Origin of the sequence: Chryseomicrobium palamuruense (assembly GCF_042649045.1) — a bacterium.
GTDB lineage: Bacteria > Bacillota > Bacilli > Bacillales_A > Planococcaceae > Chryseomicrobium > Chryseomicrobium palamuruense.
In genome coordinates this window covers 1-18,075 of record NZ_JBHSEF010000025.1, presented here as the reverse complement: position 1 = coordinate 18,075, position 18,075 = coordinate 1, and the positions used below count along the sequence as shown (strand labels likewise).

Genomic DNA, 18,075 nt, shown 5'->3' with positions numbered 1-18,075 from the left:
ATAATGTTTTTTAAAAAACATTCGAAACGCGTCGAAACATTTTCTCTTCCACCCGCACAGCCTGACAAGATTCTCTGTTCTCACCCGGTAAGCTTAAGCTATGCAAAGGGGGAGAAAGATATGCGCTTTATTTCACTACAGCAACCATGGCAGCACGCTTCCTTCTGGAAGGCGCGGCTTGCGGAGAAAGAAAAATGGTTGATGGTCGGTTTCTTTTTATGGTTATCATTCTTTTGTACACAAGTGGTGCTGTTTGATCAGACCGTGCCGTTCTTCCTTCCGGTGTGGGCGCTCGTGTCAATCCGTTATCCAGCGTATAAAAGATGGACGGTGGTCGGTGCACTGTTTGGTGCCTTGACACTTGGGGTGGGGCAGGGCCTGATTCATCTGCTGCAGGTTTTGGTGTTTCATGTACTTCGGCCGCTTCCGCTCACCGCACGCATTGCTGTTGCATCTCTCGGTGTCCAGAGCATCTGGCAGCTCGTCTCGTATCAACGGAACGTGCCGCTCGATATCTGGCTCGCCGTCGGTTACGAGGCGCTGTTGAGTGTCATCGTCACCATCCTATTGTTCCGCGTGTTCTATCCGCTTCCACAAATGTGGCTCGAAAAATGGACGACGGAACGCATTATCGGTGTGATGATCCTGTTCGCACTGATGCTGACAGGGATGCAGTACTTACTGATTGGGTATTTTTCCGTGCCGATCGTTCTGATGCAGCTCGTCCTATTAACAGCAGGGGCAGTAGGTGGAGTCGCTTTATCGACACCGCTGGCCGTAGCAGCTGGCCTATTGCTCGGACTCAGTACGCTTTCGTACAGTGGCATGATGGCCGTCTATGCACTAACCGGATTGTTTGTAGGACTCCACCGGCGAGCAGGAAGGCTGTGGCAGGCACTGTCGATGCTCGGGGTACTGGTATTCTTTCGGTTTTATGACACCACACTGCCGATTGATGAGGTGATGCTATCTTCCACTGTACTCGCGACCTTATTCTTCTTTGCGCTTCCGAAGTCGTGGATCATCCAGTTGCAGCAGCTCATGAAACCAAAGGAAAATCGTCACGCGGAACAGCGCATGGAGTGGTTAGAGGCTCGGTGGAAGCGGCATATGAAAGAAGCGCAATCGTTTTTCAAATATGTGGGAGATGTGATCCGGAGTGAGACGGCAGCAGCTACGCAGTCACCGGAGCAGAGTTTGCCCCTTCCTTGTCAGACGTGTTACCGGAAGGTCGGGTGTTATGCAAAAGGTGACATGCATGACGTGCTCGAGCAGTGGCACCGCAAGGAAGGGCTTCAGAAACGGCAGACCGAACTGCTCATCATGAAGCAGTGTGTGAAGCCAAAGACGTTGCTCCAGTCTTTAGAGGCAGACCGACAACACCGCCTCCTCAGTCTTCACTATGACCATGCAAGACAATTATTCGCATCGAAACTAGATGGTCTCGGAGAAGAAATCGAGCGTTTTGTGGGAGCACTTGAGATTCCGGCGGGGGAACAGGAAGAGCACCTTCACCGCCTGCTTCAGATGCAACAAATTCCGGTATGGCAAATGGATATTGTCAGTTCGACGCGTGGACAGCGCAAAGTGATCTTATCCCTCAGTGAAGCCTGTACGATAGAAGAAAGTGACGCCATTGTGGCGCTTGTCAGTAGCTGGGCAGATGAACCGATGTATTGTGCGGAACGAAAGATGCTCGCAGAACCTTTCGAACATCAAGAGTTGACGATTTGCTCATCGGTTTCCTATCGCATCACGGCAGACGTTGCGGCAACTTCAAAAGATGGAACGATTCGCAGTGGCGATCAGCATTTCTTGTTTCCGGTCCATGAAGGGTTGTTTGCGGTTTTACTTGCAGACGGAATGGGGCACGGAGAACTTGCCACGAAAGAGAGTGGCTGGATGATGGACTGTATGAAGCAGGCACTGTGGCAGAAGATGGACGCCGAGACGGCACTACACTTCTTGCATTACATCACGGGCCTACGGATGACGAGCGATGTGTATGCCACGATGGACCTTGCCCTCATTGATTTACAGCTCGGGAAACTCCACTCCTGGAAAGCGGGTGCGATGGCGACGTATATTGTGCGAGGGTCCACGTGTGAACGGCTAGATCATCAGACAGCACCCCTTGGGTTCTCCAATGAGTCAGCCCTAGTGGAACAGAGTTTACTTCTAAAGGATGGAGACACCATTTGGATGGTCTCAGACGGCATCTTTGCAGAACATGTGGAGATGGACGAACAGGAAGAGGTCTTTATGTCGTGGTGGACAGAAGAGCACCCAACGGCCTCTGTGTTCCTCGATTGGTGCGCAAAAAGCTTTGGCAAAGCGCAAGACGATCAGACGGTCATTTGTCTACACGTGACAAAACGCATGCCGACATGGTCGCTTTTTACTCCCCGACAAGTATCGCGCGTGGTAAACTGAACAAAAAGGGGGAGCTAGCATGGAGCAACAAGTGAACGACTTTCTAAAGCGGCATCAGATGACACATCCGGGCAAGCGTCTTTTGCTCGCGTGTTCCGGCGGTGCGGATTCTGTGGCACTCGTCCGCAGTTTACATGCTCTTGCAAAGACCTATAACTGGGAGCTTGGAATCGTCCATGCAGATCATCAGTTACGCGGTCAGGCGTCAAAAGATGACCAGGCATTTGTGGTAGCGCTAGGTGAGTCGCTCGAGATTCCGGTCTATGCAAAGGCTCTTCCTGTTCCGGAACGATTGCAACAAGGAGGCAATACACAACAGGTGTGCCGTGAAGAGCGGTATGCCTATTTTGCCTCCATCTTACATACATATAATTTTGACGTGCTTGTCCAAGGACACCACGCAGACGATCAGATCGAGACCGTGTTGATGCAGTTGACGAAGGGGTCGGAAGAGGCGGTGCTCGGAATTCCGGTTCAGCGGGTGTTCGATGGAAAGGGGATTATGCGTCCTCTTCTTGGCATCAAACGTACAGACATTGAGCAGTACTTAAGAGACATCCATCAAGCTTACCGGGAAGATGCGAGCAATGAAAGCGACGCTTATACGCGCAATCGATTCCGTCATCACGTGGTGCCACTCCTCTATAAGGAGAATCCGGCACTCGACCGGCAAATCGGCCGTTTTATCAAACGACAGGAAGAAGATGAAGAGGTTCTTTCGCAGCTTGCCGAACTACGTTATCAAGAATTGGTGAAACGTTCACAAAATGGTCACGTTACCCTTGATGGGAAAGGATTTCGGACACTTCCGATTGCTTTACAAAGGCGTGTGATTCTTTTACTATGGAAGTACTTACAACCAAACACGCAACCCCTTTCTTCGCAGCTTTTAGCAACCATTCTTCACGCGAGTACGTCCACCCACGGAACACAGCACATCTCCCTGCCGCAAGGCTACCAGCTTACCCGTTCATATGATGATCTCCAGTTCGCCCAGAAGACGAAGTCAAAGACATTAGCGGAACACGTGCTTATGCCGGACAGGTGGGTCTCGGTTTCCGACACGATAAAGGTTTTATTAACCCAATCGGACGAGCTTCATCCCGGAGAGCGCTGGTATGTGCAAATCGACGAAGAAGACTTTCCACTCGTCATTCGTGGGCGGAAAGCAGGAGACCGCATTGATTATGGCACCTACCAAAAAAAGGTCGCCCGTATTCTTATCGATCAGAAGATACCGCTGGAAAAACGCGATAGCTGGCCACTGCTTGTCTCGCAAAAGAATGGTATACTAGGACTAATCAGCCTCTCCTATGGAAAGCTGCTGAATAAACAGACGAAAACCCCTTGGGTGATTTGGATAAAACAGGAGGATTCCACATGTTAGAGAAGGATATTCAAGAAATACTATTAACGGATGAGCAAATTCAAGAAAAAGCAAAAGAACTTGGTGCGGTTCTATCGCAAGAGTACGCAGACAAGTTTCCTCTTGCCATCGGAATTCTTAAAGGCGCGATGCCGTTCATGTCTGATTTAATGAAGCATGTGGATGCTTACGTTGAAATGGATTATATGGATGTGTCGAGTTACGGGAATGCGACCGTTTCTTCAGGAGAAGTAAAAATCGTCAAAGATTTGAACACAAGTATTGAAGGTCGCGACATCATCATCGTGGAAGACATCATCGATAGCGGAAAGACGCTTAGCTACCTGATCGACCTTTTCAAATACCGTAAAGCAAAATCGATTAAAATTGTGACGCTTCTGGACAAACCATCTGGACGTAAAGTGCCACTCGAAGCAGACTACGTTGGATTCTTGGTGCCAGACGCATTTGTGGTCGGCTATGGTCTCGATTACGCGGAAAGATATCGTAACTTACCATACGTTGGCGTACTAAAAAAAGAAGTCTATTCCTTCTAATTTGGAAACAACTTGATTCAAAGGCATTTCATTGTACGTGCTAAATTTACTATGATAAGATATTTTATAGTTTTTTGAACGCCAAGAAAGTAGAATTACTTTCTTTTTATCACCTCAAAAACAACACCATCCCGCCTCTGCGGGATGTGATTTTTTTGATTAAGTCCGTGAGGAGGCTAGGAATGAATCGAGCACTGCGCTACGCGATATTATATTTGCTGATCTTTTTTGTGATCGTTGGGATCTTTGCTACGTTTAACCAAAGCGGAGCGCCGACGAAAGAATTAACGACTGATAAATTTATTCAAGCTATGGAAAATGGCGAAATTAAGGAGTTCACATTACAACCTGTAAACAATGTCTATGTCATCACAGGGGAAATGGTGGATGCGGAAGAAGGCGAGACATTTAACGCTCGTATTCCGTCGAATGGCCAATTCACAGAGCAAACACTTGGTGAGCTTGCTGATCAAAACAACATTGTTTGGGACACAGAAGAAGCGCCTCAAACAAGTGGTTGGGTACAGTTCTTGACAGGACTCCTGCCATTCCTGATCATCATTATTCTGTTCTTCTTCCTATTAAGTCAATCACAAGGCGGCGGAAACCGCGTGATGAACTTCGGGAAGAGCAAAGCAAAACTGTATGACGATAAGAAAAAAGCGAAATTTGAAGACGTTGCCGGTGCAGACGAAGAGAAAGCGGAACTTGTCGAAGTGGTCGATTTCTTAAAAGACCCACGCAAATTCGTTGAGCTCGGTGCCCGTATTCCAAAAGGGATCCTCTTAGTAGGTCCTCCAGGAACAGGGAAAACGCTTCTTGCTCGTGCGGTTGCCGGTGAAGCAGGCGTCCCATTCTTCTCGATTTCCGGTTCGGATTTCGTTGAAATGTTCGTCGGTGTCGGGGCATCCCGTGTACGTGACCTTTTTGAAAATGCGAAGAAAAATGCTCCGTGTATCATCTTCATTGATGAGATCGACGCAGTCGGTCGTCAACGTGGTGCAGGTCTTGGCGGTGGTCACGATGAGCGTGAGCAAACATTGAATCAATTACTTGTTGAGATGGATGGTTTCGGTGCAAACGAAGGCATTATCATCGTTGCCGCAACGAACCGACCAGATATTCTAGATCCTGCCCTTCTTCGTCCAGGACGTTTTGACCGCCAGATTACTGTAGGTCGTCCGGATGTCAAAGGCCGTGAAGCAGTACTTAAAGTACATGCACGTAACAAACCTTTAGCAGAAGGCGTCGATTTAAAAGCCATCGCCCAGCGTACACCAGGGTTCTCAGGGGCTGACCTTGAAAACTTACTTAACGAAGCCGCACTCGTGGCAGCGCGCCGAGATAAAAAGAAAATTGATATGTATGATATTGATGAAGCAACCGATCGCGTCATTGCAGGTCCAGCCAAATCCACGAAAGTTATCTCTGCGAAAGAACGCAAGATTGTCGCGTTCCATGAAGCAGGACACGTGGTTATCGGGTTGACGCTTGATAATGCGGAAACGGTTCACAAAGTAACCATCGTCCCTCGTGGACAAGCAGGTGGATATGCTGTGATGCTTCCAAAAGAAGATCGTTACTTCATGACGAAACCAGAACTGCTCGACAAAGTCTCTGGACTACTTGGAGGCCGTGTAGCAGAAGACATCGTCTTCGGTGAAGTGTCAACAGGAGCGCACAATGACTTCCAGCGTGCTACCGGTATTGTCCGCAGCATGGTCACAGAGTACGGGATGAGTGACAAGCTAGGCCCGATGCAGTTTGGTCAGTCACAAGGAGGCAATGTCTTCCTAGGACGCGACTTCAATTCGGAGCAAAACTACTCGGATGCGATTGCGTATGAAATTGACCAAGAGATGCAGAGCATGATCAAGGAACAATACGCGCGCACGAAAGAGATTTTAACAGAGAAACGGGACCTCTTGAACTTGATTGCTGAGACGCTACTCGAAGTGGAAACACTCGATGCTGCTCAAATCATCCATTTGAAAGAGCACGGTACACTGCCTGAACGTCCATTTGAAGAACCTTCTGTAACGGGAGAAGAAACACCTGATGTAACGGGTGCGCCTTCAGATCCATCAACAGGAGACCTTCCATCGGAATCAGCACCGTCTGATACGGATGCAGGAAACCCAATTCAAGAAGACCGGAAGTAATGAAAAAGCGTAGGCGCCTCCTTGGTGCTTACGCTTTTCTCTATCTCCACCTGCTATGGTATGATTCAAAGTGAAATGAGGGACGGCCATGATTTTAGTGATGGATATCGGGAACACCAATATCGTTTTAGGTGTCTACGAACACGATCGTTTGAAGCATCATTGGCGCATGGAAACCGACCGGATGAAAACAGAAGATGAGTATGCCATGCAAGTCAAAGCGCTGTTCCAACATGTGGGGCTGTATTTTGAAGACATTGATGGCATCATCATCTCCTCTGTCGTTCCGCCGATCATGTTTTCACTAGAAGCCATGTGCTCCAAATATTTTAAACAAAAACCAATGGTTGTTGGTCCGGGCGTCAAGACAGGTCTCAACATTAAGTATGAAAATCCACGGGAAGTCGGAGCGGACCGTATAGTTAATGCCGTTGCAGGCATACACTATTACGGAATGCCGCTGATCATCGTCGATTTCGGTACAGCGACAACCTACTGTTATATCAATGAACAGGGACATTATATGGGAGGCGCCATTGCACCCGGCATTGGCATTTCCACAGAAGCCTTGTTTTCCCGCGCCAGTAAACTTCCGCGCATTGAACTGACAACACCGGAGCACGTGGTCGGAAAGAACACCGTCTCAGCTATGCAATCAGGCATCGTCTATGGCTATGTCGGCCAAGTCGAAGGACTCGTGAAGCGTATGAAACAGTCAGGAAATGCGGAGGCTAAAGTCGTCGCAACCGGCGGACTTGCTCCTCTGATTTCTGCGGAGACCGACATCATTGATCACGTGGATCCGTTTTTAACACTAAAAGGACTATATTTAATCTTTCAACGAAACGAGAAAGTAGGAATGAAACATGAGTGATTATTTAGTACGCGCTTTAGCATTTGATGGACAAGTACGTGCCTTTGCTGCACGTACAACAGATATGGTAGGAGAAGCACAACGTCGCCACGATACATGGCCGATCCCTTCAGCGGCACTCGGTCGTTCGATGACAGCAGCTGTCATGATGGGGGCTATGCTAAAAGGGAAAGACAAATTAACGGTGAAGATTGAAGGGAACGGACCGGTTGGACCGATCATCATCGATGCCAATTCACATGGGGAAGCCCGCGGGTATGTGACCAATCCACACGTACACTTTGACTTGAATGAAAAAGGAAAACTGGACGTTCGTCGTGCGGTTGGAACAGAAGGCGCCTTGACAGTCGTAAAAGATTTAGGCATGCGTGATTTCTTCACTGGCCAGGTGCCAATCGTCTCCGGAGAGATTGCGGAAGACTTCACCTATTACTACGCGACGTCTGAACAAGTACCGTCATCTGTTGGGCTGGGTGTACTTGTGAATCCAGACAACTCGATCCTTGCTGCAGGTGGATTCATCATCCAGTTGATGCCAGGAACTGACGACGAGACGATTACGGAAATTGAAGAGCATCTTTCCAAAATGGAACCAGTATCGAAACTAATTGAACGTGGTCTTTCTCCGGAAGAGCTACTAAAAGAAATTCTAGGGGAGCACAATGTACAAGTCTTAAGCCAGCAAGATGTAACGTTCAGCTGTAACTGTTCGAAAGAACGATTTGGTGCTGCCATCATTTCTTTAGGTCCAGATGAAATTCGTGATATGATTGAAGAAGACGGCGGCGCAGAGGCGCAATGCCACTTCTGTATGGAAAATTATCACTATAACGTGGACGAATTGGAGACAATGATTGATGAGGCCAAACGACCGAACTAATACGGCTAGACCGAAACGTCATTTAAAAACAAAACCTGTCCTGATTGTGCTAGGTATTTTGTTGCTGGGGAATTTGCTGTGGTTTATTGCCTGGCTCATTCCGAACGGCGCATCAACTAACGAGACAGTCGCTACGGTTGACGGGGAAGACATTACGCACGATGAATGGGTGGCGGAGATGGAAACACGCTCTGGGCGTGAAGCACTTGAAGCACTTGTGAATGAACGCGTGATGGAAGCAGCTGCCAAAAAGCATGCGATTAACGTGTCGGATGAAGAGCTAGCGCTTGAAATGTCCTTGTACCGTTCAGCAACAGAAGGAACGGACCAGACCTTCCTCGGTCTAAATGAAGAACAGATGGAGAAGAAAGTCCGTGCGCGCATCATTTTGGAAAAAGTTCTTGCGAAAGACGTGGTCGTGGAAGAAACGGCGCTGGAAACGTATTACGAAGAGAATCAATCCCTTTATGAGATTCCGACTTCCTATGATGTGAAAGCGATTTACGTGGCAACGATGCAAGAAGCGGAAGAAGTAAAGTCTGAACTCGACAACGGCTCTTCTTTTGAAGGACTGGCCCGAGAGCTCTCCATTGACCCAAGTTCTGCAGCACTTGGAGGCACCGTCGGCTTTGTGAATTCCAATACAACCGCAGTCGATGCGAACCTCGTGCGAGCTCTTCCAGATCTCAAGGCAGAAGAAATAAGTAGTCCCATTCCTTTAACAGATGGGCGATTTGTAGTGGTTCAAGTGCAAAGCATACTTGAGGGTTCATCGTTTAGCTTTGAGGATGTGAAAGCGCATATCCAGCGGGAACTCGCTCTCGAGCAACTTCCACAATCCGTCACACCACGCGCATTTTGGGAAGAATTTGCTGCGAGTTGGCAATATGGTGACGGAGGCTAAAATTTGACAGTCTTTTTACTAGATTGCTATCATACACTTAATACCTATCAAAAAACTAGGAATTAGGAGTGAGGAAATGGCACGTACAGCACATTCAATTACTGAACTAGTAGGGCATACACCGATTGTAAAGTTAAATCGTGTAACAAACGAAAACGATGCGGAAGTGTATGTAAAGCTTGAATATTTCAACCCAGGAAGCAGTGTCAAAGACCGTATTGCGCTTGCGATGATTGAAGCCGCAGAAAAAGCAGGCGACATCAAACCTGGAGATACACTTATTGAACCAACAAGTGGGAATACAGGAATTGGTTTGGCAATGATTGCTGCTGCGAAAGGCTATCAAACAATTCTTGTCATGCCAGATACGATGAGTACAGAGCGTCGCAACTTGCTTCGTGCATATGGTGCTGAACTTGTATTGACACCAGGAGCGGACGGTATGAAAGGTGCGATTGCGAAAGCGGAAGAACTTGCTTCTGAGAATGGGTACTTCATGCCACAACAGTTCAATAACGAAGCTAATCCGGAAGTCCACCGTCTGACGACTGGTCCTGAAATCGTGAAGGCATTTGATGAATTGCACGGGTTCGTCTCAGGGATTGGAACAGGCGGAACGATCACAGGTGCAGGGGGCGTCTTGAAAGAAAGTTTCCCTGGCATCCACATTGCTGCAGTCGAACCAAAAGATTCTCCAGTGCTTTCTGGTGGGTCGCCTGGTCCCCACAAAATTCAAGGGATCGGCGCAGGGTTTGTTCCGAAGGTGCTGGATACAGAAATCTATGATAGCGTCATCCAAGTATCAAATGAAGATGCCTATGCGATGGCTCGTGAAGTGGCGAAAGCGGAAGGAATTCTCGGTGGCGTTTCTTCTGGCGCAGCCATCCATGCGGCACTCGAACTTGCGAAGAAACTCGGAAAAGGCAAGAAAGTCTTGGCAATCATCCCGTCAAACGGAGAACGCTATTTGAGTACACATCTTTATAACTTCGAAAACCAATAAATAACCGTGCAAGACCGTCCAAATGGGCGGTCTTTTTCCTTTTCTAACGCCTCGAATACAGGTACACTTAAAGCACATTCTGGTGAAAAAGGGGCAACCTCAGTGATTCAACTAACCAATACTCGCACATTTTCAGCATCTAAAGATGAATTTTATTATGGCTATCAGGAGCTTGCGAAAGAAGCAACTCGTCATGCCTTATTTGAAAGCGCTCGTGGTGGGAATCAGAGCATCGCAGCGTTTACACCGTTTGCAAGCGTCTGGTCCATTCCGGAAGGTCTTCATATCGAGTGGAGCACGGGAGAAACCGAAGAGCGATCCGGAGAATCTTTAGCCCTGATTGAAGAACTAGTTCGTGATTATCATATTGCATACAACCCGGATTTACCGGACTTCCAAGGCGGTGCTCTTGGATTTGTTACATACGATTATGCACGCGTCATTGAAGTTCTACCGGAAACGTCTAAAGACGACTTGCGTATTCCGATGAACTTCTTCTATCTGTTCGATCACTGGGCCGTATATGACGTCCACACGGAAGAAGTACGACTTATGAAGCTTCCTCAAGCGGAAGTCGACTTAGATACCTGGCACCAGGAGTGGCAACAAGCCATTGAACGAGGTATTCGTGAGCGACTTTTCGAAACAGGGGCTGCACGGGAAGTCGTTCAAGACGACAGTACCTTGCATGTGTCGATGAGCGGTCCGGAATTTGAAGAGGCCGTGCGCCGCATTCAAGAATACATAGCACAAGGTGACGTCTTCCAAGTCAATCTTTCCGTGCGCCAATCAAAAGAGCTAGGCGTCGAGCCGCGCGTCATGTACGAAGCGCTGCGCACATTCAACCCGTCTCCTTATATGGCGTATATTCAAGCGGATGACTTTGTCGTCGTCTCAGGTTCACCTGAACTCCTTGTGAAGAAAAAAGGAGACGAACTTTCGACCCGTCCGATTGCAGGAACACGCCCACGTGGAAAAGACGAAGCGGACGACATCGCTCTTGCGCAGGAACTGATCGATAATGAGAAAGAGCGTGCCGAACACGTGATGCTCGTAGACCTCGAGCGCAATGACTTAGGGAAAGTCGCAACGTATGGCACGGTAGAAGTAGATGAGTTTATGGTCATCGAGCGTTATTCACACGTCATGCACATCGTCTCGAACGTCAAAGGGAAGCTCGGTCCGGATGTGTCGAACGCAGAAATCGTTCAGGCGATGTTCCCAGGAGGCACGATTACAGGCGCGCCGAAGATTCGTACAATGGAAATTATCGAGGAACTCGAACCAGTCCGCCGCGGACTCTATACAGGCTCCATCGGCTGGTTTGGCTATACAGGTGACTTGGAATTCAATATCGTCATCCGTACCGCATTTGTGCAGGACGGGATGGCGCATATCCAAGCGGGTGCTGGAATCGTCATTGATTCCATTCCGGCAGCGGAATATATCGAGTCGCTGAACAAAGCAAAAGCATTATGGCAGGCCAAAGCAATGGCGGAAGGGACGAAACAGCCATGATTTTGATGATTGATAACTATGATTCTTTCACATATAACTTAGTGCAGTACATGGGAGAGATGGGACGCGAGATTCGTGTCGTGCGTAATGACGAGATTTCATTATCTGACATTGAGTCCCTGCAGCCGGAAATGATCGTCGTATCTCCGGGGCCGTGTACACCGAACGAGGCGGGAGTCAGTCTTGATGTCATTACACATTTCGCCGGCAAAGTTCCGGTTCTTGGCGTCTGCCTTGGTCACCAATCGATTGGACAAGCGTTTGGCGGCAAGGTCATTCGTGCCGAGCGGTTGATGCACGGGAAGACGTCGCCGGTTCATCATGATGGCAAAGGCGTTCATGCGGATATGCCGAATCCGTTCCGGGCGACGCGCTACCACTCGCTGATTGTGGAAAAAGAAAGTCTTCCGGACTGCCTCGAAGTGACATCTTGGACAGCGGAAGGGGAAATCATGGGGCTTCGCCACAAAGACTACGCGGTCGAAGGCGTGCAGTACCACCCCGAGTCCATCATGACGGAAGAAGGTAAGAAACTGATTCGCAACTTTATCGAAACGTACTGCGAACCGAAGGAAGTGTCAGTGTAATGGACTGCTGGAAAAACGGCGACTATCTTTTAAAAGAAGACGTGACAATCTCCCCGTATGACCATGGTTACTTGTATGGTCTCGGGTTCTTTGAGACGTTTCGGACGTATAACGGGAAGCTATTCTTATGGGATCAACACTGGGAGCGCCTCGAACGGGCGCTTTCAACGTTTCGCATCCGGATGCCGTACACAAAAGAGGAAATTCGAGAAGTGGTGACGGAACTGACGAAACAGCATGAGGGCAAAGACGGCTATTTTCGTTTCAATGTCTCAGCAGGGGTACATGATATCGGCTTACAGCCGACGTCGTATGAAAATCCAACGGTTCTGATGATGCGCAAAGAACTTCCGCCGGTGGTTCGAGGAAAAGAAAAAACGGCGTGCTGGATTCGGGTGGCACGCAATACTCCTGAAGGCACGGGTCGTCTGAAGTCGCATCACTATGCGAACAATGTGCTCGCGCGTTTTGAACTGCCTTCTCTTGCCGAGATGGAAGGGTTGATGTGTACAGCGGAAGGCGTGGTCGCAGAAGGGATTACGTCGAATGTGTTTTGGGTAAAGGGCGGGGAGTTATTCACTCCGTCACTAGATACCGGGATTTTAGATGGCATCACACGCCAGTGGGTTATCGACTATGCGGAGGCGCACGATCTGCACGTCCGGATTGGACGCTTCCTCCAAAAAGAGGTCGAAGAAGCAGATGAAGTGTTTGTAACGAACGCCGTGCAAGAAATCGTCCCGATTCGTGCGGTCGAAGATCATCATTTCCCGGGAAATGATGGCGAAATGTATCGAACATTGCATGCAGCGTATGTATCGGAAATAGAGAGTGAGGATGCAAAAGCCAATGATGAAGCAATTTGAAAAGCATGGTGTACGACTCGATTTTGAGAAAGAAACGGTCATCATGGGTATTTTAAATGTAACCCCGGATTCATTTTCAGATGGGGGCAAATATAATGAAGTCGAACAGGCTGTAGAGCGGACAAAAGAAATGGTGGCGCAGGGGGCGAAGTTTGTTGATATCGGCGGGGAGTCCACGCGTCCTGGGTATACGCGAATCTCAGATGAAGAGGAAATCGGGCGAGTTGTGCCGGTCGTTCGTGCGATTCGGGAAGCAGGGGTTCCCGTTCTCTTATCGATTGATACGTACAAGTCGACTGTAGCGAAAGCCGCGCTTGATGCAGGTGTCGATATGTTGAATGACATATGGGGTGTGAAGAGGGATGCAGGTCTTGCCACACTTGCTGCCTCGTACGGAGTGCCAATTATTCTGATGCATAACCGAGATACGGCTGAGTATACCCATTTCTGGTCAGAGGCAAAAGCGGACTTAGAGGAGTCCATTGCCATTGCGAAGTCACACGGTGTGACGGATGAACAGATCTGGCTCGATCCAGGTATTGGTTTCGGCAAGAATACGACGCACAACATTTGGATGATGCAGCACCTAAAAGAGTTAGTCGCGATGGGTTATCCGGTCCTCCTTGCGACGTCTCGGAAAAGTCTCATTGGAAATGTGTTGAAGCTTCCGGTGGAGGAGCGTGTAGAGGGGACTGCAGCTACGGTGAGTTATGGCATCGACAAAGGTGTGCATATGGTACGTGTGCATGATGTGAAAGAACTTGCGCGAACCGTAAAAATGATGGATGTGTTGGCCGGCAAGGCGACGTATGAGGAGGAAAACTGATGGATTATATCTATTTAAACGATATGGCGTTTTACGGGTATCACGGAGCGCTTCCGGAAGAGAACGTGCTTGGGCAAATGTTCCGCATCACGGTGACGCTTGCGACAGATTTAAAACAAGCGGGTGAAACCGATGATTTGAAGGCGACAGTCAATTACGCAGAAGTGTATGAACTGTGTAAAGAAGTGGCGGAAGGGAAGCCATTTCAGTTGATCGAGTCGGTTGCTGAAACTATTGCGTCGCGTATTTTAGAGACCTATTCTCCGCTAGTCAAAGGATGCAAGGTACTCGTAGTGAAACCGACGCCACCGATTCGCGGGCACTATGATTCCGTGGCTGTAGAGATTGCGCGGGGGACACTATGAACCGCGCGTTCCTATCAATCGGGTCAAATATAGGTGACCGCTTTGCCTTTTTACAGGAAGCGGTGCGTGCACTGATGGAAGCGTCTTCTGTTACGGTCGATTCGGTTTCCTCTGTCTATGAGACCGACCCGGTTGGCTACACCGATCAAGCGGCCTTCTTGAACATTGCAGTTGGTGTGACGACACATTTAACTCCACATGAGTTGCTTGAGATGTGTCAGCAGGTGGAGGAACAGCTTGGCCGGAAACGGGTCATCCGCTGGGGCCCCCGGACGGTAGACCTTGACATTTTGGTATATAATGAAGAAAATATAGAATCGGATGTCTTACAGATTCCACATCCGCGCATGAAGGAACGTGCATTTGTACTTATTCCATTGGCATCGATTTATCCGCACGAGGAGATCACACAGCTCGCGGCACAATTCGATTCCGAGAAAGAGGGCATTCGCTTATGGAAAACAGTAGATGGGGCCGACGCATTCGTGCATACCGAAAGTTAAAACGCATCAGTCAGATTGAATTGGCAAAAGAACTAGAGGTAGCTCCTGCCACGCTTGGAAAGATGGAGCGAGGGGTGAAGGAACCTACTGCCACGCAATGGACGAAAATTGCCCACGTGCTCGGTATCGCAATAGACGAATTAAAAGGGCAAGAGGAAGGTGAAGAAAGTGACACTTAAACCGACCAAACCATTTCGTATTGGCTACGTCGAAATGGACAATCGCGTCGTGTTGGCACCAATGGCAGGAATCAGTAATTCGGCATTCCGCCTGACGGTGAAGGAATTTGGAGCAGGACTTGTTTATGCAGAGATGATTAGTGATAAAGGGATCGTTCAGCAGAATGAAAAGACGTTAAGCATGTTGTATATTGATGAACGGGAAAATCCACTGTCTCTTCAAATCTTTGGAGGCGAAAAGGAAACGCTCGTTGCAGCAGCGAAATATGTGGACCAAAATACGACGGCAGACATCATTGACATCAATATGGGCTGTCCAGTCAATAAAATCATCAAGTGTGAAGCGGGCGCCCGCTGGTTACTTGACCCGAACAAAATTTATGAGATGGTATCGGCGGTAGTCGATAATGTCACCAAACCCGTCACGGTGAAGATGCGGATCGGATGGGACGAGAAGAATATCCTTGCTGTAGAGAATGCGCAAGCGATTGAACGTGCCGGAGGAGCTGCAGTAGCTGTCCACGGACGTACGCGTGAGCAAATGTATGAAGGCTACGCAAATTGGGACATCATTCGTGATGTGAAGCAGGCGGTGTCAATTCCGGTCATTGGAAACGGGGACGTGGAAAGTCCGCAAGATGCGAAGCGTATGCTTGATGAGACCGGTGTAGACGGAGTAATGATCGGACGTGCAGCACTCGGTGACCCGTGGATGATCTATCGTACAGTAGAGTACTTAGAGTCCGGTGACCTAAAGCCGGAACCATCTGTTCGTGAAAAAATCGATGTGTGCTTGTTGCACTTTGAACGCCTCGCGCAGTTGAAAGGCGAGAAAGTGGCTGTTCGTGAGATGCGTAAACATGCTTCGTGGTACTTAAAAGGTATCCGCGGAAACGGAACGGCTCGGACGATAATCAATCAGATAGAAGATGCAAACGAATTAAAAGTATACTTGAACCAGTTCGCGGAGGAGCGCATGGCTTCTCGTGAAGAAGTTGTATCTGTATAACGGGTAAGCTATCACCTAGGCGTGGTAGCTTTCTTTATGCCAAAAGACTGAATTCCCAGACTTCAGTTGGTGGAGGTGAAGTTTCAAGGAAAGTTGTGTACAATGAAGCTATTGCAATCTGGGGAAGAACAGAGTGAAGGAGTGACATTATGTCGAACATCGAAGAATTAAACGATCAATTACAGGTGAGACGCCAGAAGATGACGTCGATGCAAGAGCAAGGCATGGATCCATTCGGATCTCGCTTTGAACGCAGCCACTTAAGTAATGAGATTAAAGAAGAGTTTGAAGGCTATACGAAAGAACAACTCGACGAGACGCCATACGAAGTCATCGCAGCAGGTCGTATCATGACCAAGCGCGGAAAAGGAAAAGCGGGCTTTGCGCACATCCAAGACCTCGGCGGTCAAATTCAGATCTACGTACGTAAAGATGCCATCGGCGACGATGCATATGCTTCTTTCAATACAGCGGATCTTGGCGATATCATCGGAGTGAAAGGGACGGTCTTCCGCACGAATGTAGGAGAACTTTCTATTAAAGCAACAGAATTTACGTTCTTAACGAAATCACTTCGACCAATGCCGGAGAAATTCCACGGCTTAAAAGACGTAGAACAACGCTACCGTCAACGCTACTTGGACTTGATGACAAGTGAAGACAGCAAAAAGACATTCATCACACGTAGCCGTATCATTCAGTCGATGCGCCGTTATCTAGATAACGAAGGATTCTTAGAAGTTGAAACACCAATGATGCATTCTATCGCGGGTGGAGCAGCGGCTCGTCCGTTTGTTACACATCACAATGCATTAGACATGGAACTATACATGCGTATCGCGATTGAACTTCACTTGAAACGTCTGATCGTAGGTGGACTTGAGAAAGTCTACGAAATCGGCCGCGTCTTCCGTAATGAAGGAATCTCGACGCGTCACAATCCGGAATTCACGATGATCGAGCTGTATGAAGCGTATGCCGATTACCAAGACATCATGAACCTGACAGAGAACTTGATTGCGCACATCGCACAAGACGTGCTAGGGTCAACAATTGTTCAGTACGGAGACGACGAAGTAAACCTTGCTCCAGGTTGGAAACGCTGGCACATGGCAGACGCTGTAAAAGAAGTGACAGGCGTCGACTTCTGGAAAGACATGACGAAAGAAGAAGCACATGCACTTGCGAAAGAGCACGGCGTAGAAGTCAAACCTTCTATGGAAGTGGGACATGTACTCAACGAGTTCTTTGAACAGAAAGTAGAAGAACTTCTTGTTCAACCAACTTTCATCTATGGACACCCAGTGGAGGTATCTCCGCTTGCGAAGAAAAATCCAGAAGACGGCCGCTTTACAGACCGCTTTGAATTGTTCATCGTGCGCCGTGAGCATGCGAATGCCTTCACGGAGTTAAATGATCCGATTGACCAACGTGAGCGTTTTGAAGCGCAGCTTGTCGAGAAGGAAGCAGGGAACGACGAAGCGCATGAAATGGACGACGACTTCATCGAGGCACTCGAATACGGTATGCCACCAACAGGTGGACTCGGTATTGGTATCGACCGTCTTGTTATGTTACTGACGAACTCACCATCAATCCGTGATGTTCTATTGTTCCCGTTGATGCGTCATCGCGACTAATCAAAACACATTGGCACTCCCTCTATTTAATGGAGAGAGTGCTTTTTGTTTTTCACGCGGGAGTTGCGTGAATTGTTTTTCTTCTTATAGAAGAGTATTGTCAGGCACAAGATGTGGGCTGAATGAAAGTAAGTGCGACTAAATGTTGAACTTAGGAAACTTTGTTGAAAAAAGATGAGATAAAGTGCTTGTTTCGTGCCTGGGGCCGTGCTATAGTAATCAAGTTGCTAAATTACGAAACACATCGAGAAAACTTTTTTGAAAAAGTAATTGACATCTAGATTCGTAATTTGGTATTATATTAAAGTCGCCAAAACGAGCGATGCAAGAAAATGAACATTGAAAACTGAACATGCAAGACGTCAAGATATACAAGTCGCCGACCCGACCCCCGTTGGGCGCG

At 48.3% G+C, this 18,075-nt stretch carries 17 protein-coding genes; all 17 read left to right on the top strand.

Features of this window, described 5'->3' with window-relative positions; genetic code table 11:
* The first annotated feature begins 120 nt into the window (after nucleotides 1-120).
* On the top strand, nucleotides 121-2,433 hold the full coding sequence (locus tag ACFO0S_RS12130; protein ID WP_378142361.1) for a SpoIIE family protein phosphatase: 2,313 nt from the start codon (nucleotides 121-123) through the stop codon (nucleotides 2,431-2,433).
* A gap of 19 nt (nucleotides 2,434-2,452) precedes the next feature.
* Entirely contained in the window at nucleotides 2,453-3,820 is a 1,368-nt protein-coding gene (gene tilS, locus ACFO0S_RS12125; RefSeq protein ID WP_378142360.1) for a tRNA lysidine(34) synthetase TilS, read from the top strand.
* Entirely contained in the window at nucleotides 3,814-4,356 is a 543-nt protein-coding gene (gene hpt, locus ACFO0S_RS12120) for a hypoxanthine phosphoribosyltransferase (RefSeq protein ID WP_378142359.1), read from the top strand. The genes tilS and hpt overlap by 7 nt, the downstream gene beginning before the upstream one ends.
* 182 nt (nucleotides 4,357-4,538) lie before the next feature.
* On the top strand, nucleotides 4,539-6,518 hold the full coding sequence (gene ftsH, locus ACFO0S_RS12115) for an ATP-dependent zinc metalloprotease FtsH (RefSeq protein ID WP_378142358.1): 1,980 nt from the start codon (nucleotides 4,539-4,541) through the stop codon (nucleotides 6,516-6,518).
* Nucleotides 6,519-6,606: 88 nt separating this feature from the next.
* Nucleotides 6,607-7,392 (top strand): type III pantothenate kinase, encoded by a 786-nt coding sequence (locus tag ACFO0S_RS12110; RefSeq protein ID WP_378142357.1) that lies wholly within the window; start codon nucleotides 6,607-6,609, stop codon nucleotides 7,390-7,392.
* The gene (gene hslO / locus ACFO0S_RS12105) at nucleotides 7,385-8,272 is read left to right on the top strand and encodes an Hsp33 family molecular chaperone HslO (RefSeq protein WP_378142356.1); all 888 of its coding nucleotides are present in this window, start codon (nucleotides 7,385-7,387) and stop codon (nucleotides 8,270-8,272) included. The genes ACFO0S_RS12110 and hslO overlap by 8 nt, the downstream gene beginning before the upstream one ends.
* Complete coding sequence (locus ACFO0S_RS12100) at nucleotides 8,250-9,176, top strand: peptidyl-prolyl cis-trans isomerase (protein WP_378142355.1); 927 nt, start codon at nucleotides 8,250-8,252, stop codon at nucleotides 9,174-9,176. Before hslO ends, ACFO0S_RS12100 begins: the two co-directional genes overlap by 23 nt.
* 76 nt (nucleotides 9,177-9,252) lie before the next feature.
* Nucleotides 9,253-10,179 (top strand): cysteine synthase A, encoded by a 927-nt coding sequence (gene cysK, locus ACFO0S_RS12095; RefSeq protein WP_378142354.1) that lies wholly within the window; start codon nucleotides 9,253-9,255, stop codon nucleotides 10,177-10,179.
* A gap of 105 nt (nucleotides 10,180-10,284) precedes the next feature.
* Entirely contained in the window at nucleotides 10,285-11,697 is a 1,413-nt protein-coding gene (locus ACFO0S_RS12090) for an anthranilate synthase component I family protein (protein WP_378142405.1), read from the top strand.
* Nucleotides 11,694-12,284, top strand: a complete 591-nt coding sequence (gene pabA / locus ACFO0S_RS12085; RefSeq protein WP_378142353.1) for an aminodeoxychorismate/anthranilate synthase component II — start codon at nucleotides 11,694-11,696, stop codon at nucleotides 12,282-12,284. Before ACFO0S_RS12090 ends, pabA begins: the two co-directional genes overlap by 4 nt.
* Entirely contained in the window at nucleotides 12,284-13,150 is an 867-nt protein-coding gene (gene pabC, locus ACFO0S_RS12080) for an aminodeoxychorismate lyase (protein WP_378142352.1), read from the top strand. The genes pabA and pabC overlap by 1 nt, the downstream gene beginning before the upstream one ends.
* On the top strand, nucleotides 13,134-13,976 hold the full coding sequence (folP, locus tag ACFO0S_RS12075) for a dihydropteroate synthase (protein ID WP_378142351.1): 843 nt from the start codon (nucleotides 13,134-13,136) through the stop codon (nucleotides 13,974-13,976). The genes pabC and folP overlap by 17 nt, the downstream gene beginning before the upstream one ends.
* The gene (gene folB, locus ACFO0S_RS12070; protein ID WP_378142350.1) at nucleotides 13,976-14,341 is read left to right on the top strand and encodes a dihydroneopterin aldolase; all 366 of its coding nucleotides are present in this window, start codon (nucleotides 13,976-13,978) and stop codon (nucleotides 14,339-14,341) included. Before folP ends, folB begins: the two co-directional genes overlap by 1 nt.
* Nucleotides 14,338-14,844: a 2-amino-4-hydroxy-6-hydroxymethyldihydropteridine diphosphokinase gene (gene folK / locus ACFO0S_RS12065; RefSeq protein ID WP_378142349.1), complete on the top strand. Its 507-nt coding sequence runs from the start codon at nucleotides 14,338-14,340 to the stop codon at nucleotides 14,842-14,844. The genes folB and folK overlap by 4 nt, the downstream gene beginning before the upstream one ends.
* Nucleotides 14,796-15,023 (top strand): helix-turn-helix domain-containing protein, encoded by a 228-nt coding sequence (locus tag ACFO0S_RS12060; protein ID WP_378142348.1) that lies wholly within the window; start codon nucleotides 14,796-14,798, stop codon nucleotides 15,021-15,023. Before folK ends, ACFO0S_RS12060 begins: the two co-directional genes overlap by 49 nt.
* The gene (gene dusB / locus ACFO0S_RS12055) at nucleotides 15,013-16,032 is read left to right on the top strand and encodes a tRNA dihydrouridine synthase DusB (RefSeq protein ID WP_378142347.1); all 1,020 of its coding nucleotides are present in this window, start codon (nucleotides 15,013-15,015) and stop codon (nucleotides 16,030-16,032) included. The genes ACFO0S_RS12060 and dusB overlap by 11 nt, the downstream gene beginning before the upstream one ends.
* Before the next feature lie 149 nt (nucleotides 16,033-16,181).
* On the top strand, nucleotides 16,182-17,672 hold the full coding sequence (gene lysS, locus ACFO0S_RS12050; protein WP_378142346.1) for a lysine--tRNA ligase: 1,491 nt from the start codon (nucleotides 16,182-16,184) through the stop codon (nucleotides 17,670-17,672).
* Nucleotides 17,673-18,075 lie beyond the last annotated feature (403 nt).